This is a genomic window from Croceicoccus ponticola (assembly GCF_004004515.1).
Lineage (GTDB): Bacteria > Pseudomonadota > Alphaproteobacteria > Sphingomonadales > Sphingomonadaceae > Croceicoccus > Croceicoccus ponticola.
This window is the reverse complement of sequence record NZ_RXOL01000001.1, coordinates 406,605-429,301: the sequence shown is the minus strand read 5'-3', so window position 1 is coordinate 429,301 and position 22,697 is coordinate 406,605. Positions and strand designations below refer to the sequence as shown.

The window sequence follows — 22,697 nt, the reverse complement described above, 5'->3', positions numbered from 1 at the left end:
GCCACTTCGAAACGGCTCGTCCAAATGCCACGGGCAATGCCTGCTCAGGGTCCAGATATCCCGGCGTCCCGATCGCTGCTTTCCAGCATGCTGACCAATGTCGCCTGGCTTCTGGGCGGCAAGGGCTTCGGAGCGGTTTGCTCGCTCGTCTACCTTGCGATCCTGACGCGTTCGCTGGGGTTGAAGGACTTCGGTCACTTCTCTCTGATTTTCGGCACGTCGCAGGCGCTCATCGCCATCGCCGGTTTCCAGACCTGGCAAGTCGTCGTGCGGTTCGGGGTCCAGCACGTGCATGACGGGAACTGGGCGGCCTTCGGTCGGCTCAGCCTGATGGCCGGCCTGCTCGACGTCATCGGCGCGGTAGTCGGATGCGGCCTTGCCTGGCTGGTGTTCTATCAGTTCGCGGATGCATTGCAGATCAACCCGGCGCTGGTCGATACTGCGTTCTGGTTCAACGTCGCTGCGCTTTGGGCGCTGGTGTCCGCGCCAACCGGGATCGTTCGCGCGCTCGATCGCTTCGACCTTGCCGTCTACATCGAAGCGATCGTACCGCTGGGACGCCTGATTGCCGCCATTGCGATCTGGATGACCGGGCCGAGCCTCATCCGCTTCCTTATCGCCTGGGCCGTGATCGATATAATGGAGGCGATCCTGTACTGGCTGGCAGCGCGCTGGCTGTGTCCGCAGGCGATCCGTTTTTCCAATTTGCGCGGCGGCCTTGCGGCCCGGGCCGAAAATCCCGGCCTGATCCGTTTTTTCATGGTCACTTACGCCAGTGCGTCGCTCGAAGCGGTGTTTCGCCACGGTCCGTTGTTGGCGGTGGGCTATTTCGTCGGCACCAGCGCGGCGGGTGTCTATCGCCTCGCGCATCAGCTTGCGCAGGGGCTGGCCAAGCTGTCGACGTTGCTGAGCCGCGCCGCCTATGCCGAAATCGCGCGCGCACGGGTGACGGCCGCCGCTCGCGAATTCCGCCGCCTGGTGGCACAAACGAGCCGCATGGCCGCCGGGGCCGGTGCGGTCGTCGTGGTCATGGTTGTCGCGGTCGGCGGGCACTTGCTTGCCTTGTTAGGCGGAGAGGAATTCCGCAGCGGCTATCACGTCCTCATACCTCTCACCGTCGCGGCCTGTTTCGAACTGGCCGGCGTCGCGTTCGAACCCGTGCTCCATTCGACCGGACGGGCGCGACTGTCGCTGTTTGCACATTTGTGCGCCGTCGTAGCGGCGATGACGGGCTTGCTGCTCTTCGTCGGCCCCTATCAGGGCGAAGGCGCGGCCTGGGGTGTGGCGCTCGGCGGAGCGGTTGGCTACATCGTTATGGGTCTGATGGCGGTCATCACCCTGCGCATGATCGACCGGAACGAGGTCGAAGTGCAGCTTCCCGACAGATAGGGCGCGATCAGGCGAATCGGGTCAGGGCCCAGCCCCGTGCCTTTGCCATGCCACGCCCTCTGGCCCCGGCATCGACCAGAACCGGTTCATCCGACCAATCGAGCAGCGGCGCATCGCTAGTGCTGTCAGTATAGAATCGGACGTCGCAATCGCTGCGCGAAAGGCCGATCGAAGCCAGCAGCGCTTCGACGCGGGGCACCTTGGCGTCGCCATAGCAATTGCCGCCCTCGATCTGGCAGAACGCTCCCCGCGGATCGGCATGGCGGGTGGCGATAACATGGTCGAAACCGATCCGTCGTGCGATCTCGCCAGCATAGAATTCCATCGCCGCCGTGGCGAGGATCAGCAGGCGCCCTTCCCCCCTGTCGCGACTGAGAGCGATTTGCGCACCATTGCCGATCCAGCCGGGCAGGATCTTATCGGCAAAGGCGACAGCAAGCTCGTCGAGGCCGGGCTGGTCGATGCGCCCGACCAGAAGTTTGAGGCCGAAACTTTTCAGCGCCTCTCGCGAAAACAGTCCCGCCTTGTAAGCGATCATCGCGCCGATCCAGATGGGCACAAGCGCCAGTTTCCATGGCGCATGCCGCCGGGCCGCAAACAACAGGAACGGCGTGAAGGTCGCATGCTTCAGCAGCGTTCCATCGAGGTCGTAGATCGCAATCAGCCGTTTCAACTCAAGCTCCCGCGTCCCGCGCTCAGCACCAAAGCCGCCTTGCCGTGCGCCTATACCGGGACGCAGCGCGGCGCAACGGGGCTGCCTTACCTAAACAAATGGTCGTGTTGCATCGCAGCGCCCTTGACTTGGCGCGCGCGGTCATGTTGACGCATCTCCAGCTTTTCAATCGGGGTAGTTAAAGTCTCATGGCCCAGTTCGCACTGCCGAAGAACAGCCGGCTCACCGGCAAGACCCGCACGCACAAGGCGGAAACGGCCGGCACGAAGAAAAATTTCAAGGTCTATCGCTACGACCCCGATAGCGGCGAGAACCCGCGCTACGACATTTTCGAAATCGATCTCGACGCTTGCGGCCCGATGGTGCTCGACGCGCTGATCAAGATGAAGAACGAGATGGACCCGTCGCTGACGTTCCGCCGTTCCTGCCGCGAAGGTATCTGCGGTTCGTGTTCGATGAACATCAACGGCCGCAACGGGCTTGCCTGCACCACCGCGATCGAGGATTGCGGCAAGGGCGAAATCCGCATCACGCCGCTGCCGCATATGGAAGTAATCAAGGATCTCGTCCCCGATTTCACGCACTTCTACGCCCAATACGCGTCGATTCGGCCATGGCTCCAGACCGTGACGCCGACCCCGTCGGGCAAGGAACGCCTGCAATCGCCCGAAGAACGCGGTAAGCTCGACGGCTTGTACGAATGCATCCTGTGCGCATGCTGCTCGACTTCGTGCCCAAGCTACTGGTGGAATTCCGACAAGTTCCTCGGTCCCGCCATCCTGCTTCAGGCTTATCGCTGGCTGGCCGATAGCCGCGATGAAATGACCGGCGAGCGGCTCGACGAGCTGGAAGATCCTTTCCGCCTCTATCGCTGCCACACGATCATGAATTGCGCGAACGTGTGCCCCAAGGGCCTTTCGCCCGCCAAGGCGATTGCCGAGATCAAGAAGATGGAAGCCGAGCGACTGGTCTGATCTCAGGCATTCCGCCGCCATGCCAGGTGCCCTTATCCCATCGCCGGAGTTCCCCGGCTGGCACCGATGGTGCGTGGGCGATCCCGGCGGCTTCAATCAGGCGGTTTTGGGCGAAATGCTTGCGCGGCTGGATGACGATGTCACCGCCCGCGTCCGGCTGACACCGGCGCCGCATCACGCCAATCTGAACGGCCTGATCCATGGCGGGGCGCTGATGGCATTCATCGACACGGCGATGTTCGCAGGTGCCACGCTTTTGACCGGGCGCGCGCATCAGAACGGCGTGACCGTCGATGCCCAGATCCAATTCCTCGCTCCCGGCAAGCTCGACCGGCCGCTCGATGCGCTGGTCGAACGCACGCACGAAACCGGGCGGCTGCTGTTCATTCGCGGGATGCTGGTTCAGGGCGAGGATCGCGTGGCATCCTTCACCGGTCTGCTGCGCAAGATCGGCTGATCGCATGGCAGGCATGATCGACAAGTACGAAGCGCTCGTCGCTGCGGGCGAATTGCGCGCCGATCCCGAACAACGTGCTGCCGCCGAACGGCTGGACAGGTTGCAGCGGGAACTGGAAGCCGCACCGAAACATGGCGGCATTCTGAAGCGCCTTTTCGGCGGGGCCGAGCCCGAGACGCCGCGCGGTGTGTACATGTGGGGCGGCGTCGGGCGCGGCAAATCGATGCTGATGGACCTGTTCCACGAAACGCTGGACATAGGCTCCAAACGCAGGACGCACTTCCACGAATTCATGATCGACGTTCATGCGCGCCTGCATGAAGAGCGGAAGCGGCAGAGCGAGGATCCCGTCGTCGTCGTCGCCAACCGGATCGCAGCCGAATCGCGCGTGCTCGCCTTTGACGAAATGGTCGTCAACAATTCCGCCGACGCGATGATCATGAGCCGCCTGTTCACGCGCCTGATCGAAAGCGGCGTAACGATCGTCACGACTTCGAACCGCGAACCCGGCGACCTTTACAAGGACGGCCTTAACCGCGAACACTTTCTGCCGTTCATCGCGTTGATCCGACAGCGGCTGGACGTCATCACGTTGAACGGCCCAACCGATTACCGGCTGGAACGCATCGGTGGCATGGCCGTGTGGTACACTCCAACCGGACCTGCCGCGACGGCCAAGGTGCGGGAACTGTTCTATCGCCTTACCGACTATCCGCCCGAAGATGCCGAGCATGTCACAGGCACGGACCTTCAGGTTGGGCAGGCCCGCACGATCTGGGTTCCCAAAAGCCTGAAGGGGGTAGCAGTCTTCTCCTTCAAAAGGCTTTGCGTCGAGCCCAGGGGCGCATCCGACTATCTCGCGATCGCGCGCAATTATCATTCGGTGATCGTCGTCGGCATCCCGAAAATGGGCAAGGACATGCGCAACGAAGCCGCGCGCTTCGTCACCCTTATCGACGCGCTCTACGAACAGGGCGTGAAGCTCATCGCCACGGCCGATGCGGAACCGGCCGACCTTTACGAGGCGGGCGATGGGCGGTTCGAATTCGAACGGACCGTCAGCCGCCTGATGGAAATGCAATCGGCCGACTATCTCGCGCGCGGGCACGGCGAGCGATAACGGGTACATCCGTGTGCCTTCTTGAAGCGACAAGCGCACTTGCCACATCGACACCATTCCGGCGGCCCGCAACATCCGGGACAACCCCGCCGAAGTGGACAATATGATGATCGAAATCAGACCCTTCGACCGTTTGGGCAAGGCAAACCACGGCTGGCTCGACACCAGCTATCATTTCAGTTTTTCCGGCTATCACGATCCGGCCCGCATGGGCTGGGGCGCGTTGCGTGTGTGGAACGACGACTGGATCGACGCGCGCTCGGGCTTTCCGCCCCACCCGCATCGCGACATGGAAATCGTCACTTACGTCCGTAAAGGCGCGATCAGTCACCGCGACAGCCTCGGCAACGAGGGGCGAACCGCTGCGGGCGACGTACAGGTGATGAGCGCGGGAACCGGCATCACCCATGCCGAATATAACAACGAGGACGAAGCGACCGAGCTGTTCCAGATCTGGATCCTGCCCGACCGTCAGGGCGACGAACCACGCTGGGGTCAGCGCGCGTTTCCCACCGGCGATCGTGCCGGGCGTTGGGTCACGCTGGCCGATGGCCGAACCGGTGCTGGGCGGGACGAAAAAGGCGGAACCGACGAGGTGCTGACGCTCAATGCCGATGCGCGTCTGCTGGCCGCGACTCTCAAGCCAGGGGATGCGCTGCATCTCGATCTCGAAGCCGGGCGGCACTACTATCTCGTGCCGGTCAATGGCGGCATCGTCGTTAACGGGAAGTCGGCCGGAGCGCGCGACGGGGTCGCGATTACCGGCGAAACTGCGCTTGACCTCACGGCCAGCGACGACGTGGAACTGGTTCTCGTCGAAACGCGCTAATTATCAGTGCAATCGGGGCGCAGTGGTGGACTGATCGGCGAAAATCGACAGGATCCGCTGCTGCGCCTCAAGCCGCGCTGGCGTTCGCGCGATCTCAATCTCCAGTTGGGAAAGGTCGGCGAGCGCGCTTGACGCGGCGGTCTCGCCCATCGTCAGCGCCAGCCTGACCTGTCGCCAGAACCTGTCGCATCGCGGTCGACACAAGGTTGGCAAGCAAGTGGCTCGAACCCGCCAGCAGCACTTGAACCGCACCACCCGACAGGGAATCGCGCAGATCGGTCAGAACTTCGATTTCGGCGGGGCCGAGCATCTCCGCTTCGTCGACGATCAATAAACTCCGCGCAGTTCCGCCCGAATGCAATGCTGCCTGCCAATTTGTTCGCGACCGTTGCGTCAGTGCCATTGATTCAAGGCGGGCTGATGATGCACCCGCCAATTCCGCGCCAGTCACTCTTATCATTCGGCGCAATTCGGGTCCGGCGAGCCGAACGATTTCGGTCAGGATGGCGACCCGTTCGCTTTTACGGCGTGCGGTCAGCACGATCGCAGAATCGCCCCGCCGCACCGCTTGAAGGCTGTGATGCAGCGTGCGCGAAGGCCCCGCCTGCAAAGTGCTGAACCGGTTACGTTCAGCCGATCCGAACTGCTCCAACATCGCTTCATGCTCCCAACTTACGATGGGAAAAACATGCTCAAACAATTGGTTGTAGGGAAGAGTAACTTCCTCCGGTTTGATCTAATGACTTGTTAACCGTCGCGCGGTCCACGGATCACCGGGTCAAGTTACCTCCGGTTCGGAGCAATTATCCCTCAGCCCAAGATTTCGCGAGCGGGTCCGTGGCCAAGGAACATTGCGGGACTCGCGGTCGCGCCATAGGCCCCGGCGCAGAAGATCGCGACCACGTCGCCCTCTGCCAATGGTGGAAGGGCGACCTTGTCCGACAAACGGTCGATCGGAGTGCACAGCCGTCCGACGATCGTCTGCGGTTGATCCCAGGCGGCTTCGTCGAAACGGTTGGCCACCGCGACCGGATAATTGCGCTTCACCACCGTCCCGAAATTGCCCGACGCGGCAAGCTGGTGATGCAAACCGCCATCGACGACAACGAAGACCTCGCCGTGGCTTTCCTTAACATCCAGCACGCGGGTTAGATACACGCCCGCCTCTCCCACCAGCCAGCGGCCCAGTTCGATGGCGAACCGCGTGTCGGCATATGCTGGCGGAAGCCGGTCCAACGTTTCGCCCAGCGCCGCGCCGACCGCGACGATGTCGAGCGGTTCGTCGCCCGGAAAATAGGGAATGCCGAACCCTCCGCCCAGATTGCAGTGGGGCAGCGCCGCCCCTGCATCCTCGGCCAGCCGAACTGCCAGCGCCACGGTCTGACCCTGCGTTTCGATGACCGCGTCCGATGACAGCGCCTGGCTGCCGGCAAAGATGTGGAAACCACGCCATTCGCCCCCGCTGGCGACGATCCGGCGCACCAGTGGCGGCACAGCCGCGGCGTCGATGCCGAACGGCTTGGCCCCGCCGCCCATCTTCATGCCAGAGCCTTTGAGGTCGAAGTCCGGGTTGACCCGCAACGCGAGCCGGGGCGTTACGCCGCATCGTTCGGCAATGGCCAGCGCCCGGTCCAGTTCGCGCGCCGATTCGAGGTTCAGGGTAGCGCCGCTGGCGAGTGCCGCCTCGATCTCGGCATCGTCCTTGCCCGGCCCGGCAAAGCTGATGCGGGCCGGCTCCATGCCCGCCGCCATCGCCATCGCCAGCTCCCCGCCCGAAGCGATGTCGAACCCGTCGACCAGCCTTGCCATCCGTTGCAGCAGGGGCGCGAAGGGATTGGCCTTGATCGCATAATGGATCGACACCCGGTCGGGCATGGCCCGTCGCAGCCCTTCGACGCGCGCATCGATCATGCTGCCGTCATAGACGAACAGCGGCGTCGTACCCGCTTCTGCGATCCAGTGCGAAACGGGCCGCCCGGCGACGATCAATTCGCCGCCCTCGGCCGCATATCCTGCGGGAATAGGTCCGGTCGGCTTCATCGGCGAATGACCTTCAATTCGTGACCCCCAGCAGTTCGTGCATCAGACTGGCCCGGTCGAGCTTTCCTGTCGCCCCCTTGGGCAGGGCATCGCGCCAGTGAACCACTTGTGGTTGCATGTAGCTTGGTAATTCACGGCGCAGCGCCTGCACCAGTTCGGCCGCCGCCTGCCCCGGGTCGGTATCGGGCGAAGCGCGAGCGACGAGGTGCACCGCCTGACCCAGGTTTTCGTCCGGCACCCCAATCGCGACGCATTCGGCGACCAACCCGGTCGCCAGCGCGGCTTCCTCGATTTCTTGCGGGCTGATCCGCTGGCCAAGCGACTTGATCATAGCGTCACGCCTGCCGACGAAATGGAGCAGTCCTTTAGAATCGTAACGCACTCTATCGCCCGACCAGACCGCCATTCCGCCATAACGCGATCCCGGCGGTGCCAGGCGGAATCGTTCGGCACTGCGTTCGGCGTCTCGCCAATATCCCCCGGCGACGAGCGGCCCTGCGTGGACCAGTTCGCCCTCTTCCCCCGGTCCCGCAAGCGTACCGTCATCCTTGACCACCAACACCTCGGCATGGGGGATGGATCCGCCGATCGAGGTCGGATACACGTCGATCATTTCCGGCGGGAGGAACGTCGAGCGGAACGCTTCGGTCAGTCCGTACATCGCAAACAGCCTCGCTTCGGGAAACCGTTCGCGCAGCCTGCGGACGAGCGGCTCGGCCAGTGCGCCGCCGCTGTTGGTCAGGCGCCGCAATGGCTCGACCGATTCGGGGGGCCATTCCTGTTCAAGCAGCTGAGTCCATAGCGGCGGGACAGCGGCAAGCGTCGTGATCGCATGTTTTGCCACCGCGCGCACGACGTCGCGCGCCAACAGGTAATCGATCGGGACGGCGCACGCTCCTGCAAACCACGTCGAAAGCAATTGGTTTTGCCCGTAATCGAAAGCCAGCGGCAGGACCGCAAGCGTCCTGTCGTCAGGTTCAAGCGCAAGGTAATCCGCCACCGCCTCTGCGCCCAGCCACAGGTTGGCATGGCTCAACATCACGCCCTTCGGCCGGCCAGTCGAACCGCTGGTGTACAGTATCGCGGCAAGATCGTCGGGGCTGCCGTTGCTTGGGGCCATGGGTGTCGCCCCCGCCGCAGCCAGTTCGGCGTCGCCTTCTTCGACCTCCAAGCAGTCGTCGGGCAAGTCGCCCGTCTCAAGCCCCGCCAGTCGGCCCCTGTTGGCGACAAGCAGCGCCGCGCCGCTGTCGTAAAGGATGTGCGCGACTTGAGCGCGCTTCAGCAGCGGGTTGATCGGCACATGGATCAGCCCCGCGCGTGGGGCGGCCAGCGGCATCAGGCAGGTCAGCCAGCCCTTCCCCGCCCATGTCGCCGCGCGCGCGCCCGGCTCGATGTTCAATCCCGCCAGCCAACCCGCAAGCCGGGCCACATCCGCCTCGAGACCTGCGTAATCCAGCGTCCGATTTTTCAACACCAGCGCCGGTGCGTCCGGCTCACCACGAAGGGTCAGCCGATCGACAGGTTGCAGGTTCGCGGGCGGAATCGGATTGGTCATCGCCAAGCGCATAGCATGGGCATCGTTGCGCGCCATGCTTGCTTCGCACCCGCAGTAAAGCTAATGGCGCGAACATGTGCGAGGTTTCCCATTCCGAGGCGCGTTCCGCCGATCGCCTCTTACGCGAGATCCTGAGCGACGTTCTGGCGCTTTCGCCAGATCGCGTCGCTTCGTTCGATGTCGATACCGAATTGTTCGGGGCGCTGCCTGAACTTGATTCGCAGGCTGTCGCCGGTCTTTTGACCGAGATCGAGGACCGCTGCGACATCATCATCGACGACGAAGATGTCGACGGCGAAATGCTGGAAACCTACGGCGCGCTGCTCAACTACGTCGAGACGAAGCGCGCCGCTTAGGCCTTATTCCGCCGCTTCGGCTTTTTCTTTGGTAAATTCGAGAGTGGCGAGGAAGCGTTCGGCGTCGAGCGCGGCCATGCATCCGGTGCCCGCAGCTGTAACGGCCTGACGATAGATGTGATCCATCACGTCACCGCAAGCAAACACGCCGGGCAACGCGGTTTTCGGCGTGCCCGGTTCGACGATCAGGTAACCATTGTCGTCCATGTCCAACTTGCCCTTGAACAGTTCCGTCGCCGGCGAATGACCAATGGCGACAAAGGCGCCTTCGGTGTCGAAACGGCTTTCTTCGCCCGTCACCGTATCTTTGAGGATGAGGTGAGTGAGACCCTTGCCATCCTCTCCTTCGAAACGTTCGACCGACTTGTTCCACAAGGTCGAGATCTTGTCGCTGTTGAACAATCTTTCCTGCAGGATTTTTTCCGCGCGCAGTTCGTCGCGCCGGTGGATCAGGGTTACGTCATCGGAATGGTTGGTGAGGTATAGCGCTTCTTCGACCGCGGTATTGCCGCCGCCGATGACCACGACCTTCTTGCCGCGATAGAAGAACCCGTCGCAAGTTGCGCAGGCGGATACACCCTTGCCCGACCATGCCTGTTCGCCTTCGACACCCAGCCACTTCGCCTGTGCCCCGGTGGCGATGACTAGCACTTCGCCGATATATTCGTCGCCGCTGTCGCCCCGCGCGACGAAGGACGATCCGCCCGCGAGATCGATGTCGACAATCGTGTCCCACATCATCCGCGTGCCGACATGTTCGGCCTGCGCCTGCATTTCCTGCATCAGCCAGGGACCTTGGATCACGTCGCGAAATCCTGGGTAATTTTCGACATCGGTGGTGATCGTCAACTGCCCGCCCGGCTGCAGGCCCTGAACAACGATGGGCTCCATCCCGGCACGCGCGCCATAGATGGCGGCGGACAGCCCGGCGGGGCCGGAGCCGATGATGAGCATGCGGGTGTTATGCGTGGTCATATGTCGTTTCCCCGAGCGTTATCGGCATCGCAGATAAGGACATGGGCCACAAATGCAACGTTCTTGCCCGTCGCCGCCGACATTGAGCGATTTCAGCCCGATTGGCGTCGAAGATTGGGGTAATGCAGTGCGGCAATCAAGCCGATGGTGCGGCTATGGCAGCATATCAGTTGGCGCGCGCCGCAGTGAGCAGATCATAGGGATTCTCCGGTGTGCCCTTCCACCAAGGATCGTCTGGCGCCATGCGCAGGATGGAAAAATGAAGATGCGGCGTCGCCGGATCGGCATTGCCGCTGATGCCGACGGTGCCGATCTTTTGCCCCGGCTTGACGATGTCTCCTTCGGTCAGACCGGGCGCATAGGCATCGAGATGAGCATAATAGAACATGCGCCCGCCATCATTGCTGCGCACATAAATCGTTTTACCCCCTTCATCGGACAGAAACAGCCTTTCAACCATCCCATTGGATGCCGATACGACCGGAGTGCCCATTGGGGCGACGATGTCGAGAGCTTCATGGCGTCGTTCGCCTCGCGGCTGATCGAAAGTGTCGATCAGAGCGTCAATCGCCACACCATCGACAGGGATAAGCAACGCGCCTGTCGGCAAATCGACCAAAGTAGGTCGTACCCCACCGCTCGACGCGGCCCGTTGGACGAATTGGGTCTCAAGCCCGCTCGCTTCGGGTACACTTTTCGATGCGACAGGCTGCGAGCCTTCGGACCGCACCTTCGTTATCGTGAACAAGTCCGATCCCGTAAACGCCAACAGAACGATCCAGAAAAGCGACGTAAACCCTGCCGTGGCCAGCACTAGCCGAAAATCACGGCCGAAGCTGCGGCGGTGCCGCACAACGGTTGGCGGGGCGACGGGCTCGGTTGTGCTCATTGCTGGAAATGAACCTTCGTCTTGGTGGATACCATTTCAGCCAATCGCGCCGCATCCCAATTGGTCAGACGCACGCAACCATGGCTTTCTGCGCGGCCGATCGTTTCGGGTGCCGGGGTGCCGTGGATGCCGTAATGCTCCTTCGACAGATCAATCCACACCACGCCAACGGGACCATTCGGGCCCGGCGGCAATTGCTGTTTCTCTTCGCTGTCAGAAACGTCCCAGAACAGGGTCGGATCATAGGCGAACGGAGGATTGTGCGCGACGCCGGTGATCTTCCAGTCACCCAATGGCAGCGGGTCATGGCTCGAACCGCTCGTGATCGTGAAAGCGGCGATCAGCTTGTCCTGGGCGTCGTAGGCTTTCAGCGTGCTGTCGGACTTGTCGGCGACGATGCGCGCCGCCTTGGGCTGATCGGTGCCGACACCCAGCATGCGAAGCGTATCGCGCCATGAAACGTCGAGGTCGGTGTTTGCGTCGATGAAATCGCCGCCGATGTTAGGCACGCGAATCTGCTGGCCAGCTGCAAACATGCTTACCGGTCCCGGTGTCGCGTCAGCCTTGGCCGAACCGCTAGCAGATGGTGTCTGATTGGGTGTCGCAATGGGCTTGGGCGTCGCTGTCGTCTTGGCAGCAGGCAAAACCGCTCCATCCGTCGTCGCCAAGGCTGTCGTTGCGGGTCTGCCGTCGGGGTTCAGCATCTTCAGCGTTTCGACAGTCGTATGAAAACGTTCGGCCAGTTTTTCGTCCAGCGATTCGTAATCGAGCCGCGTCATCTTCGCCTGTTCCTCGGCGCCCTCTGGTATCTTTTCGAACCGGCCAACCGCGAAATCTTCGGGGATCGTTACGACGCGGGTGGCGGAAATGTCCTGCCAGCGTACCAGCGCCTGTTTCGTCGCGTCGTCGAGCTTGCCGGTCTCATCGATATCGTTGGCGGTCTGGAAAGCCTTCAACGCGTTGGTCGTCGACATCCCTTCCTTGCCGTCGATCACGCCTGGCGAAAAGCCAAGGCGGTCAAGCACGACCTGCACCTGCATGACGGGCCGCTCTTCGCTGTCGGGGATCTGCTGAGCATCGCCCGCGTCGCCGCGATCGTTACTGCGCATCGTGTCGGCAAAATTGCTGTCCGCCTGCTTGGTCACCGCAGCCTCGGGTACGGGCGCGTCAGGTGCCTTGTCGGAGCAAGCGGTCAGGGCCAGCATCACGGGAAGGCCGAGCAGAATAGCGGATTTGCGGATCATTGAGGTTTCCCGAAGACTTTTATGGACTTGTCTCGGGTGCAACGCGCGAAATGCCGCTTGGGTCCGACCTCAGTCTTCGAAGTCTGGCGGCGGTGCTTCGGCGATGGCCTTGGCAAAGGCGCTGACTGCGGCAACCTCGTCACCGTTCCAGACCGCACCCGACACGGCGAGGAAGTCGGCGCCTGCGGTTACCAGCGGCGCGCAGTTTTCAGGCGTTATGCCGCCGATCGCCACGCTGGGCAGTTCGAAGACGTGATCCCACCATTCCAGCAGGGATAGCTCGGCCCGGTGTTCCGTTTCCTTGGTCGTGCTGGGAAAGAAAGCGCCGAACGCAATATAGTCGGCACCTTGCTCGCCCGCTTCCATGGCAAGGTCGCGGCTGGCGTGACAGGTGACGCCGATCTGGGCATCCGGCCCAAGCTCTTCGCGAGCCTCCTTTACCGCGCCGTCCGTCTGGCCCAAATGCACGCCGTCGGCATCAAGCCGCTTGGCCAGCGCGACGGAATCGTTGACAATGAATGCCACGTCCCGCTCGGCACAGATCGCCTGCAACGGTTCGGCAAGGCGCGCGGCCTCGTGCTGGTCGGCATCCTTCACGCGGAACTGGAACGCCGTGACCATACCCTTCCCGGCGTCGAGCGCGCGGGCGAGACGGTCGGGAAAATCCCCCGACACATCCAGCGGGGAGATCAGGTAGAGCTGGCAAACGGGGTCGGAATTGGGGGCGTTCTTGGACATGGCGCTGGCCCTATGCCCTGCCGCGTCATCGCGCAAGCCGAACGCGCATTGCCCACCGCGATGCTGCATGCCGGATACCTTTGCCATTGCCGAACGTTGCGTAACGCATAAGGAGATCGCCATGCGCACGCTTACTTACGCCGCCCTGTTAGCCATCGTCCCGTTAGGCGCCTGCGCGACTTATCCCGGCGATGCTCCCATCGTTGACAACGGCCCCGCCGCCGCCATCGGCACCGCGGTCAGCCTCGATCAGCCGGTTCTTCTCGGAAACGACCTAGTGGCGACGGCAAAGGCCATCTACGAAGACAGCCGCTGCCCGGTCGGCGTGCAGTGCATATGGGCGGGGCGCGTAGTCGTGACCACCCGCATTGACGGTCCGGGATGGCGCGAAACGGTGAACATGGTTGCCGGGGAAAGCCAGAACGTGCGTGGCGCCGAGATCATGTTGCACGAAGTCACGCCGGCGCCGTTCAAGGACGTTCCCGTGTCCGCAGGGGCCTATCGCTTTCGTTACATGATCGATATCGCAGCCTAACGAAAAAGGGCCGCTCCGTGCAAGGAGCGGCCCTTTTTCGTTAATTCGGAAGCTTACGGATCAGGCCACGCTGGCGGCGTAGATCTGGTCGATCGCATCGCCCAGCGTCTTGTCGAATTCGGCATCGGTCTGCCCGGCGCGCAGGTCCTGAAGCAGGCCGCGGCTGAAGCTGGCGATCATGCCATGGTTCTGCGCAAGCTTTTCGCAGGCTTCGTCGGTCGAATATCCGCCCGACAGCGCCACGACAGCCAGCACCTTGGGGTGGGCGATCAGGTCGGCGTAAAGGTTCGGTTCGACCGGGATCGACAGCTTGAGCATGACCTGCTCACCCTCTGGCAGGGTCTCTAGGTTCTTGAGGATCTCCGCCTTCAGGATCTTCTCACCTTCGGCGCGGCCTTCGGCGTTGATCGAATATTCGGGCTCCAGCATCGGGACCAGCCCCGCAGCCAGCACCTGCCGACCGACTTCGAACTGTTGCGCGACGATCGCTGCGATGCCGGCGGGGTTCGCCTCGTTGATGACCGAGCGTTCCTTGGTGCCGAAGACGCCAAGGCCCTTGGCGCGGGCGAGAAGGGTGTCGAGGTCTGGCATCGGCTTCATTAGCTGGACGCCGTCCTTTTCGTCTTCCAGCCCTTTGTCGATCTTGATGAACGGCACAATGCCGCGGTCGATCAACGCCTGGGGGGTCGGCTGGCCCTCGACCAAGCTGTCCATGGTCTTTTCGAACAGGATCGCTCCGATCACTTTGCCGTTCGAAAACGAAGGACTGGTGATGATGCGGCTGCGCATTTCGTGGATCTTGGCGTACATTTCGTCATCGCCCGACCATTCGCTGTCGGCCACGCCGTATCCGCGCAAAGCCTTGGGCGTGGAACCGCCCGACTGGTCGAGCGCGGCAATAAATCCCTGCCGGCCCGCGATCTGCTTCTTCATATCCATTTTCAATTCTGCTCCCTGCAGAGTGTGGTTCGGTGGGCTGCCTTATTGCGACAGGGCGGCCACACCGGGCAGTTCCTTACCTTCCATCCATTCGAGGAAGGCACCGCCAGCGGTTGAAATATAAGTGAAATCCTGCGCAACGCCAGCGTGGTTCAGCGCCGCGACGGTATCGCCGCCGCCCGCTACCGATACCAGCGAGCCTTCCTTGGAAAGCGCGGCGGCGGTCCTTGCCAATGCTACCGTGGCGGCATCGAACGGTTCGGTTTCAAACGCGCCCATCGGGCCGTTCCAGACCAGTGTGCGACAAGTTTTGAGCACGTCCCCAAGAGCTTCAACCGCTTGCGGCCCGACGTCGAGGATCATTTCGTCCGCAGCGACTTCGTGCACGTTGCATGTGCGCAAAGATGCGGGATTGGCGGCAAATTCCTTCGACACCACGACGTCATAGGGCAAGTGCACGGTGCAGCCAGACTTGTCCGCGGCCTCCATGATTTCCTCGGCGGTGCTGGTCAGGTCGTGCTCGCAAAGCGATTTGCCGACATCGACGCCGCGCGCCGCAAGAAACGTGTTGGCCATGCCGCCGCCGATGATCAGGTGATCGACCTTGGTCACGAGATGTTTGAGCACGTCGAGCTTCGAAGACACTTTCGCGCCGCCGACAACCGCGGCAACCGGCTTTTCCGGATTGCCCAGCGCCTTGTCCAGCGCGTCCAGTTCCTTCTGCATCGAACGACCCGCATAGGATGGGAGCAGCCTTGCCAGCCCCTCTGTCGACGCATGGGCGCGGTGCGCGGCGGAAAAGGCGTCGTTGACGTAAAGGTCGCCGTTGGCGGCCATGGCCTTGGCGAATGCGGGATCGTTCGCTTCCTCGCCCGGCCAGAACCGCGTGTTTTCAAGGATCGACACATCGCCCGGACGCATGATGCCAAGCGACTGGGCGACGATATCGCCGGCCACTTCGGGCACGAACATGATCTCGCGGCCCAGCACGTCCTGCACGGCGTCGACGACCATCGAAAGGCTCATCATCGAATTGCGGGCGCCCTTAGGCCGCCCGAAATGCGCCAACAAAAGCACTTTCGCGCCTGCGTCAGCCAATTCTAGGATCGTCGGCGCGGATGCCACGATGCGGGTCTTGTCCGTCACCTGTCCGCCGTTCATAGGCAGGTTCAGGTCGATACGGACCAGCGCGACCTTGCCGCGCAAATCCCCAAAATCGTCGCCGATATCGTCCAGCGTGCGAAAATCGCTCATTCTTCGATCCTTATGGTGTCGCCGGTGCGTATCGTACCCTCGGCATATACGCGGCCCAGCACGCCGCCCCGCCATTCAGGCGTCAGCGCGGCCTTGAGCCCGGTGTGAAGTGCTTCCATGCGGCTGCACGGGTCGCATTCCTGCACGATCTCGATCACGACATCGTTGCCGATGCGGATGCGCGCGCCGTTTTCGCGGGGAATCTGGATACCCTGCACCAGCAGGTTGGCGCGGCGCTCCTGCCAGGGAATTGCCCCAGGCTCGAGCCCCAGATCGGACATCGCGGCGGCCCAGTCTTCGGCGTTGATCAGCGAGACCTGACGCTTGCGCGGGCCATCAGGCTTCATCGCGCCGCGAAAGTCCCCCGCGATCCCATCGCGGATCGTCACCGCGACCTCGTCGATCAATTCGATGGGCCCACGCGGACGATCGTGCCGCGCGATGCCGCCCAATCGTCCCGTGATGCCCATCGTGCAATCGTCCCTTAAAGGAAGCTCGCCATCTTGCCTGCGGTGTCGATCATGCGGTTCGAAAAGCCCCACTCGTTATCGTACCACGACACGACGCGGGCGAGCTTGCCTTCGAGCACCGCGGTTTCGAGACTGTCGACAGTCGAACTGGCGGGGTAGTGGTTGAAGTCCGACGAAACCAGCGGCTCGTCGGTATAGTCGAGAACGCCCTTCATCGCGCCTTGCGACGCGGCCTTGAGCGCAGCGTTGATTTCTTCTGCCGTCGTGTCCTTTTTGGGCACGAAGGTCAGGTCGATCAGGCTGACGTTGGGCGTCGGCACGCGAACGCTCGACCCGTCGAGCTTGCCCTTCAGTTCCGGCAGCACAAGGCCGACCGCGCGGGCGGCGCCCGTGGTGGTCGGGATCATGTTCTGCGCCCCGCCGCGCGCACGGCGCATGTCAGAATGCATCTGGTCCAGCATGCGCTGGTCGTTGGTGTACGAATGGATCGTGGTCATGAAGCCACGTTCGATGCCGACGGTGTCGTTCAGCACCTTCGCCACCGGGGCAAGGCAGTTGGTGGTGCACGACGCGTTCGAAACAACATCGTCTTCTGCGGTCAGGGTGTCCTGATTCACGCCGAATACGATCGTCTTGGACACGCCGGTTGCAGGCGCCGAAATCAGTACTTTCTTGGCGCCAGCGGTGATGTGCGGGCGCGCGCCCTCGTCGGACTGGAAAAAGCCGGTGCATTCGAGCACGAGGTCGATGCCCATCGCGGCATGCGGCAGCTTGCCGGGTTCGCGTTCCGACGTGACGGCGATCTTCTTGCCGTTCACGGTGATGGAATCTTCGCCCGCCTCGACCGTGCCGGGAAAGCGGCCATGGGTCGAATCGTACTGGAACAGCAAGGCATTGGCCTTCACGCTGGCGAGGTCGTTGATGGCCACGAGTTCGAGATCGTGGTCGTCACGTTCGAGGATGGCGCGGGCAACAAGCCGCCCGATACGTCCGAAACCGTTGATCGCAACCTTGGTCGCCATGGCTTTAACTCCTGCTTATCCGTTCAGTTTGGTCATGATTTGCGGGACGATCGCATCGACGGTGAAGCCGAAACGTTCGAACAGCTTTTCGGCCGGGGCCGACGCGCCAAAGCGGTCGAGGCCGATGTTAAGGCCGGCGGAGCCGCCGCCGTGGGTATATTTCTGCCAGCCGAATGTCACACCCGCCTCGATAGAGACGCGCAGCGTCCCGGCCGCATCGGCTTCGGGAAGTATGTCGTTGCGATACGCCGCGTCCTGCGCGTCGAACAGTTCAGCGCAGGGCATGGAAATCACGTCCGCGCCGATGCCGTCCGCCTCAAGCGCCTTGGCGACGTTGACCGCCAGTTCGACTTCGGAGCCCGTGGCGATCAGGATGACCTTGCGCGCAGCGTCCGCCGACTTGAGGCGATAGGCGCCCTTGGCCGAACGGTTGTTGCTCTCGCTCCAATCCGCATCGCCTTCCCCGCGAAGCTGCGGCAGGTTCTGACGGGTGAGCGCCAGCACCGAAGGCGTGCCCGGCGTCGACAGGGCCAGCGCCCAGCACTCCGCCGTCTCGATGACGTCGGCAGGGCGATAGACGTTGAGATTGGGGATCAGGCGCAGGCTCATCACCTGTTCCACCGGCTGGTGCGTCGGTCCGTCTTCGCCCAGACCGATCGAATCGTGGGTCAGGACATAGACGACTTCGGCCTCTTGCAGCGCGGACATGCGGATAGCGTTGCGGGCATAGTCGGAGAAGATCAGGAACGTGCCGCCGTAAGGGATCACGCCCCCGTGCAGCGCCATGCCGTTCATCGCGGCGGACATGCCGAATTCGCGGATGCCGTAATAGAGGTAGCGCCCCGAATAGTCGGCAGCCGTCAGCGGCCCGGTTGACTTCGTCTTGGTGTTGTTCGAACCCGTCAGGTCAGCGGAACCGCCGATCATCGTGGGGATCGCGGCGGTCAGCACCTCAAGCGCCATTTCGCTGGCCTTGCGGGTGGCGACGGTCTTGGGGTTGGCGGCGAGATCGGCAATATACCCTTCGAGCGCGGCGCTCGCGGCGGAATCGCCCTTCATCGACGCTGCCTGGTAACTGGCGCGACGGTCGGCGTCGCTGTCCAGACGGGCCTGCCAGTCGGCATGGGCCTGCTTGCCGCGTTCGCCGGTCGCCTTCCATGCGGCGGCGATGTCGTCGGGGATGACAAACGGTTCTTCGGTCCAGCCCAGAACTTCGCGCGCGGCGGCGATTTCGGCGTCGCCCAGCGGCGAACCGTGCGTAGCGCTGGTACCCTGCTTGTTGGGGGCGCCCTTGCCGATGATCGTCTTGCACGCGATCAGCGAAGGGCGCGGATCGGCAAGCGCCTCATCGATGGCGCGGCGGATGTCGGCCGGGTCATGCCCGTCGCAACGCACCGTGTGCCATTTTGCCGCAGCATAGCGCGCCTCGATATCTTCGTTCGAAGACAGTTCCACCGAACCGTCGATGGTAATGTCGTTGTCGTCCCACAGCACGATCATGCGACCAAGCTGCAGGTTCCCGGCAAGTCCGATCGCCTCGTGGTTCACGCCTTCCATCAGGCAACCGTCGCCCGCGACCACCCAGGTGCGGTGATCGACGAGATCGTCGCCGTGCTTGGCGTTCAGGTGACGCTCTGCAATTGCCATGCCGACAGCCATCGCAAGTCCCTGGCCCAGCGGGCCGGTGGTGCATTCGATGCCGTCGAGCAAGAAGTTTTCAGGATGCCCCGCACAAGGGCTGCCCAACTGGCGGAAGTTGCGGATCTCGTCCATCGTCGGATGGGCATAACCCGTCAGGTTGAGAAGCGAGTAGATCAGCATCGAACCGTGGCCGGCCGACAGCACGAAACGGTCGCGGTCGTCCCACTTGGGCGCGGAGGGATCGAACTTCACATATTCGCTGAACAGGACGGTCGCGACGTCGGCCATGCCCATCGGCATGCCGGGATGTCCCGAATTCGCGGCCTGGACAGCATCCATGGAAAGCGCACGAATGGCGTTGGCCATCCCGGTGAGGATCTTATTTTCGGTCGTCATGATCAGGCGTTTTCCCGTTGAGCGCGCGGGTGCAGGTGATTCGTTTGCGGCGACGCATTGCGGTGATGCTGCCGCTGCGTCAAGTTAGGCACCGGCAAGATGATGCTTCATGCCCCGATCTTGCGCCGGTTGTCGCACGATAGCGTCCGCATGGCGCTTTTGTGTGCATCGCGTATTTGCGCATTGCGCCAAGCCGCGTCATCGGGCGCTAACGCTAAGCAACCGCATATCAATGGAGACTACGGCTAAAGTCATGGCAGGTTCGGAAAAGCTTGAATTGGACGGCGCGCTGGAGCGTCTGGATGCGATGCTGGCGCGGCTGGAAAAGGCCGTGATTCATCCCAATCCGGCAGAGAACGAACTGCGCTCGTTGCGGGTCGCACACGAAGCGATGCGCGAAAAGGTTAGCCACGCGCTCGCCGATCTCGATGGATTGCTGGAAGAATTCGGGGAACACGGCTGATGGCCAACATGGATATTGAAATCGGCGGAAGGCGCTTTGCCATATCCTGCGAGCCGGGCGAGGAAACCCATATCGGCCAGCTTGGCCGCATGATCGACACGCGGGTGCGCGACGCAGGCGCAGTGGGGCAGAGCGAACCGCGCATGTTGCTGTTCGGCGCGCTCATGTTGGCGGACGAACTTCACGCCATGCGTGACGGTGAAGCAAGCCCCGCCATCAACCGCGATCAGGACAAAGCCATCGCGCGCCGCATCGATGCGATCACCTCGCGCATTGAAAATATCGTCCGGCACCTTGAGGGTGGCGATCACCACGCCTAGATGGGAGGGGACGGGTTCTGCCCGGCACGAGCCGACAGAACATCCCTGAGGCGATAATTGATCCTAGGGAGCTATCCCTTGACCGGCTCGTGGGCCGGTTGAAACGGCTCCCACCTGATGCTTGAGGCGTCAGAGGATTTCATACGGCAACGACCCATGGTGGGCCCGTCACCCTTTGGTTTGGGCACCTGATACGCCCGGACCGGCCTGAAAATGGCGACTCCCTGTGTTTCGGGTGCCTGCGACCAATGGCGTCGCCGTTTTCCGTCGTGCGGCCGTCATCATGCCAGGTCTGGTCCGGACGCGGTTGGTGCTCCGCCATACCGCAGAACTGGAGCGCAGGTTGGACAGCAAGAAAGCGTTGCGCGAACGATTGCGCAAAGTGCGGCGTGAACATGTCGCAGCGCTCGATGAAAGCACGCGCGCCTTGCTGTTTCGCAGGCCGCCCCGGCCCGTTATCGACCAGATCCCGGCGGACGCGGTGGTCGCGTTTTATCATCCGGTGCCAACAGAAGCTCCGACAGGCGACTATGCCCGCTTCTTTCTGGAAGCCGGCCATCGCATCGCCCTCCCCCGTTTCGACGGGCGCGATGCCGCCATGACATTCGCGGCATGGCGCGACCCTTACGAAGAAAGCGACCTTGTCGTCGCACCCTATGGTTCGTTGCAGCCCGACGCCGACGCGGAAACGCTGGTGCCCGACGTGCTGTTTGTCCCGGTGATAGGTTTTACCGAAAGCGGTGCGCGACTGGGACAAGGTGGCGGCCATTACGATCGCTGGCTGGCCGAAAACCCGGCCGCGATGCCTATCGGACTTGCCTGGGACGTGCAGAAGGTCGACATGCTGCCGCTGGAACCGCATGATCGGCTTCTGGCCTCTGTGGTCACCCCCACCCGGCTTTATGGGCCATTCGAAAGGGACGATGCGTGAACCATCCCGATTGGCAACCGACATGGCGCAAGCCCGTGGGCGTCATCGCCCTGATGATCGCGATCGGGCTTTACATCATGCTCGTCGTTACGCTGATCGACCCGATTTCGCGGTGGCATGTGCTGTTGCAGGTGCCGGTCTATCTGGTGCTCGGCATCGTGTGGCTGCTGCCGTTGAAACGGTTCCTAATCTGGATGGAAACGGGCCGATTTTCTCCGCCCGAATAAGGTCCGCAGGGCCGCTTGAGAAATGCAGCGCAATTTACCGTAACATACGAAAAAGGCCCGCTTTCGCGGGCCTTTCTGCGTTCTCCAAGTGGCGCGAGTGACGGGACTTGAACCCGCGACCTCCGGCGTGACAGGCCGGCGCTCTAACCAACTGAGCTACACCCGCTTGCCCCTTGGGGAGCCGCGCAGTTAGGGCAGCGAATCCGACCTGTCAACGCCGATCCGAACCCTTTTTTGAAACTTTTGCGAAAGTGCCCAATTCAGACCGCGACCGGTGCCGAAATATGCGCCTGCGGAGCATAATCGTGCACTGCGAAGTCTTCGATCGCGTAATCGAAGATCGAATCGGGACGGCGCAGAAGCTCCACCCGCGGCGAACCGGACGGCGTGCGCGAAAGCTGTTCGGTGACCAGCGCATCGTGATTGAGGTAAAGATGGACGTCGCCGCCCATCCACACGAATTCCCCCGGCTCCAGCCCCGTCTGTTGTGCCAGCATGACTTGCAACAGCGCGGCGGACCACAGATTGAACGGAAGGCCCAGCGCAACGTCGCAGCTGCGCTGGAACATCAGCCCGTTCAGTTTCCCGTCGGCAACGTGGAACTGATACGTCTTGTGACATGGCGGCAGCGCCATCGTGTCGAGTTCGGCGACGTTCCATCCCTCGAGGATATGACGCCGGCTGCCGGGATTGCTGCGGATGCTGTCGACCAACCCTGCGACCTGGTTGATCCCGCCCCCCTTGCGCCACAGGCCGTCGCCTGCCGGGACGTAAGTGGGCCAGTCGACCCACTGCTTGCCATAGACGGGGCCAAGGTCGCCCCACCACGCCGCAAAATCGGCGTCTTCGGCGATGCGTTGCGAAAAGTCCTCTGCCGAAATATCCTCGCCCGTAGCCTGACGATATTTGGCCAGCGGCCAATCCGTCCAGATGCCGACGCGCTGCTGCACCAACGGGCGAATGTTCGTCTCCCCGGTCAGGAACCACAACAATTCACGCGTGGCGGTCTTCCAGTAAACGCGCTTGGTGGTGATGAGCGGCATCTGGCCATCGGACAAATCGAACCGCATCGCTTCGCCGAACAATGAACGCGTCCCCACTCCGGTGCGGTCACGACGTTCCGATCCACCCTCCCATATGCGGCGCATGAGAGAGAGGTACTGATCCTCGTAATGCGCCGTTCCCGTTCGGGCGGGCGCGCGATCTGCAAGCTGGCTGGCCATGGGGCCCAACCTAAACCGGACTTGCCCACGATCCAAA

General features: G+C 62.5%; 25 protein-coding genes and 1 tRNA gene. 11 read left to right on the top strand and 15 right to left on the bottom strand.

The annotated features are described in order from the left end of the window. Positions 1-36: 36 nt before the first annotated feature. Entirely contained in the window at positions 37-1,389 is a 1,353-nt protein-coding gene (locus EKN06_RS02085; RefSeq protein WP_127611207.1) for a lipopolysaccharide biosynthesis protein, read from the top strand. Between the two features lie 7 nt (positions 1,390-1,396). Here EKN06_RS02085 and EKN06_RS02080 read toward each other — a convergent pair whose 3' ends face one another. Continuing rightward, complete coding sequence (locus EKN06_RS02080; protein ID WP_164843897.1) at positions 1,397-2,062, bottom strand: haloacid dehalogenase-like hydrolase; 666 nt, start codon at positions 2,060-2,062, stop codon at positions 1,397-1,399. Positions 2,063-2,250: 188 nt separating this feature from the next. Here EKN06_RS02080 and EKN06_RS02075 point away from each other — a divergent pair, with 188 nt between their 5' ends. The 4 genes from EKN06_RS02075 (at position 2,251) to EKN06_RS02060 (ending at position 5,442) form a co-directional block, all read left to right on the top strand. Further along, positions 2,251-3,036, top strand: coding sequence for a succinate dehydrogenase iron-sulfur subunit (locus tag EKN06_RS02075; RefSeq protein ID WP_127611205.1), 786 nt, complete (start codon positions 2,251-2,253; stop codon positions 3,034-3,036). A 73-nt stretch (positions 3,037-3,109) separates the two neighbouring features. Continuing rightward, positions 3,110-3,493, top strand: coding sequence for a PaaI family thioesterase (locus tag EKN06_RS02070; protein ID WP_164843896.1), 384 nt, complete (start codon positions 3,110-3,112; stop codon positions 3,491-3,493). Between the two features lie 4 nt (positions 3,494-3,497). Beyond that, a complete protein-coding gene (gene zapE / locus EKN06_RS02065) occupies positions 3,498-4,613 on the top strand; it encodes a cell division protein ZapE (protein ID WP_127611203.1) in 1,116 nt (371 codons plus the stop codon). A gap of 106 nt (positions 4,614-4,719) precedes the next feature. Next, a complete protein-coding gene (locus tag EKN06_RS02060) occupies positions 4,720-5,442 on the top strand; it encodes a pirin family protein (protein WP_127611202.1) in 723 nt (240 codons plus the stop codon). A 94-nt stretch (positions 5,443-5,536) separates the two neighbouring features. Here EKN06_RS02060 and EKN06_RS02055 read toward each other — a convergent pair whose 3' ends face one another. The 3 genes from EKN06_RS02055 to EKN06_RS02045 all read right to left on the bottom strand — a co-directional run bounded on the left by EKN06_RS02055 (position 5,537) and on the right by EKN06_RS02045 (position 9,037). Further along, the gene (locus tag EKN06_RS02055; RefSeq protein ID WP_127611201.1) at positions 5,537-6,097 is read right to left on the bottom strand and encodes an AAA family ATPase; all 561 of its coding nucleotides are present in this window, start codon (positions 6,095-6,097) and stop codon (positions 5,537-5,539) included. Positions 6,098-6,252: 155 nt separating this feature from the next. Continuing rightward, entirely contained in the window at positions 6,253-7,482 is a 1,230-nt protein-coding gene (locus EKN06_RS02050; protein ID WP_127611200.1) for a pyridoxal-dependent decarboxylase, exosortase A system-associated, read from the bottom strand. 13 nt (positions 7,483-7,495) lie between these two features. Continuing rightward, the gene (locus EKN06_RS02045; RefSeq protein ID WP_240654621.1) at positions 7,496-9,037 is read right to left on the bottom strand and encodes an acyl-CoA ligase (AMP-forming), exosortase A system-associated; all 1,542 of its coding nucleotides are present in this window, start codon (positions 9,035-9,037) and stop codon (positions 7,496-7,498) included. Positions 9,038-9,111: 74 nt separating this feature from the next. Here EKN06_RS02045 and EKN06_RS02040 point away from each other — a divergent pair, with 74 nt between their 5' ends. Continuing rightward, positions 9,112-9,393, top strand: coding sequence for a phosphopantetheine-binding protein (locus tag EKN06_RS02040; RefSeq protein WP_127611198.1), 282 nt, complete (start codon positions 9,112-9,114; stop codon positions 9,391-9,393). Between the two features lie 3 nt (positions 9,394-9,396). Here EKN06_RS02040 and trxB read toward each other — a convergent pair whose 3' ends face one another. From trxB to thiE, 4 genes are all read right to left on the bottom strand, one after another. After that, a complete protein-coding gene (gene trxB, locus EKN06_RS02035) occupies positions 9,397-10,368 on the bottom strand; it encodes a thioredoxin-disulfide reductase (protein WP_127611197.1) in 972 nt (323 codons plus the stop codon). Positions 10,369-10,534: 166 nt separating this feature from the next. Further along, entirely contained in the window at positions 10,535-11,257 is a 723-nt protein-coding gene (locus EKN06_RS02030) for a M23 family metallopeptidase (protein WP_127611196.1), read from the bottom strand. Beyond that, positions 11,254-12,501: a L,D-transpeptidase family protein gene (locus tag EKN06_RS02025; protein ID WP_164843895.1), complete on the bottom strand. Its 1,248-nt coding sequence runs from the start codon at positions 12,499-12,501 to the stop codon at positions 11,254-11,256. Before EKN06_RS02025 ends, EKN06_RS02030 begins: the two co-directional genes overlap by 4 nt. 69 nt (positions 12,502-12,570) lie before the next feature. Next, positions 12,571-13,239: a thiamine phosphate synthase gene (gene thiE / locus EKN06_RS02020; RefSeq protein WP_127611195.1), complete on the bottom strand. Its 669-nt coding sequence runs from the start codon at positions 13,237-13,239 to the stop codon at positions 12,571-12,573. A gap of 67 nt (positions 13,240-13,306) precedes the next feature. On the opposite strand from thiE, the gene EKN06_RS02015 reads away from it, so the two are divergent. After that, positions 13,307-13,774 carry a hypothetical protein gene (locus tag EKN06_RS02015; protein WP_127611194.1) on the top strand — a complete coding sequence of 156 codons (468 nt, stop codon included), beginning with the start codon at positions 13,307-13,309 and terminating at the stop codon, positions 13,772-13,774. 60 nt (positions 13,775-13,834) lie between these two features. On the opposite strand, the gene EKN06_RS02010 is transcribed toward EKN06_RS02015, so the two are convergent. From EKN06_RS02010 to tkt, 5 genes are read right to left on the bottom strand one after another with little or no spacing between them, the layout of a single operon-like run. Continuing rightward, a complete protein-coding gene (locus EKN06_RS02010) occupies positions 13,835-14,713 on the bottom strand; it encodes a fructose bisphosphate aldolase (RefSeq protein ID WP_127611193.1) in 879 nt (292 codons plus the stop codon). A 42-nt stretch (positions 14,714-14,755) separates the two neighbouring features. After that, on the bottom strand, positions 14,756-15,967 hold the full coding sequence (locus tag EKN06_RS02005) for a phosphoglycerate kinase (RefSeq protein WP_127611192.1): 1,212 nt from the start codon (positions 15,965-15,967) through the stop codon (positions 14,756-14,758). Beyond that, the gene (locus tag EKN06_RS02000) at positions 15,964-16,437 is read right to left on the bottom strand and encodes an MOSC domain-containing protein (RefSeq protein WP_127611191.1); all 474 of its coding nucleotides are present in this window, start codon (positions 16,435-16,437) and stop codon (positions 15,964-15,966) included. The genes EKN06_RS02005 and EKN06_RS02000 overlap by 4 nt, the downstream gene beginning before the upstream one ends. Before the next feature lie 14 nt (positions 16,438-16,451). Then, complete coding sequence (gene gap / locus EKN06_RS01995; RefSeq protein ID WP_127611190.1) at positions 16,452-17,459, bottom strand: type I glyceraldehyde-3-phosphate dehydrogenase; 1,008 nt, start codon at positions 17,457-17,459, stop codon at positions 16,452-16,454. A gap of 15 nt (positions 17,460-17,474) precedes the next feature. Continuing rightward, positions 17,475-19,496, bottom strand: coding sequence for a transketolase (tkt, locus tag EKN06_RS01990; RefSeq protein ID WP_127611189.1), 2,022 nt, complete (start codon positions 19,494-19,496; stop codon positions 17,475-17,477). Between the two features lie 253 nt (positions 19,497-19,749). Here tkt and EKN06_RS01985 point away from each other — a divergent pair, with 253 nt between their 5' ends. From EKN06_RS01985 to EKN06_RS01970, 4 genes are all read left to right on the top strand, one after another. Next, positions 19,750-19,959: a hypothetical protein gene (locus EKN06_RS01985; RefSeq protein WP_127611188.1), complete on the top strand. Its 210-nt coding sequence runs from the start codon at positions 19,750-19,752 to the stop codon at positions 19,957-19,959. A gap of 8 nt (positions 19,960-19,967) precedes the next feature. Then, complete coding sequence (locus EKN06_RS01980; protein WP_205693793.1) at positions 19,968-20,279, top strand: cell division protein ZapA; 312 nt, start codon at positions 19,968-19,970, stop codon at positions 20,277-20,279. A gap of 283 nt (positions 20,280-20,562) precedes the next feature. Continuing rightward, positions 20,563-21,210, top strand: coding sequence for a 5-formyltetrahydrofolate cyclo-ligase (locus EKN06_RS01975; protein ID WP_127611186.1), 648 nt, complete (start codon positions 20,563-20,565; stop codon positions 21,208-21,210). Next, positions 21,207-21,437, top strand: coding sequence for a DUF2842 domain-containing protein (locus EKN06_RS01970; RefSeq protein WP_127611185.1), 231 nt, complete (start codon positions 21,207-21,209; stop codon positions 21,435-21,437). Before EKN06_RS01975 ends, EKN06_RS01970 begins: the two co-directional genes overlap by 4 nt. Positions 21,438-21,526: 89 nt before the next feature. Here EKN06_RS01970 and EKN06_RS01965 read toward each other — a convergent pair. Together EKN06_RS01965 and thyA are read right to left on the bottom strand one after the other, a co-directional pair. Continuing rightward, positions 21,527-21,603 (bottom strand) — tRNA-Asp (locus EKN06_RS01965). A gap of 94 nt (positions 21,604-21,697) precedes the next feature. Next, complete coding sequence (gene thyA / locus EKN06_RS01960; protein ID WP_164843893.1) at positions 21,698-22,660, bottom strand: thymidylate synthase; 963 nt, start codon at positions 22,658-22,660, stop codon at positions 21,698-21,700. Between the last annotated feature and the right edge of the window lie 37 nt (positions 22,661-22,697).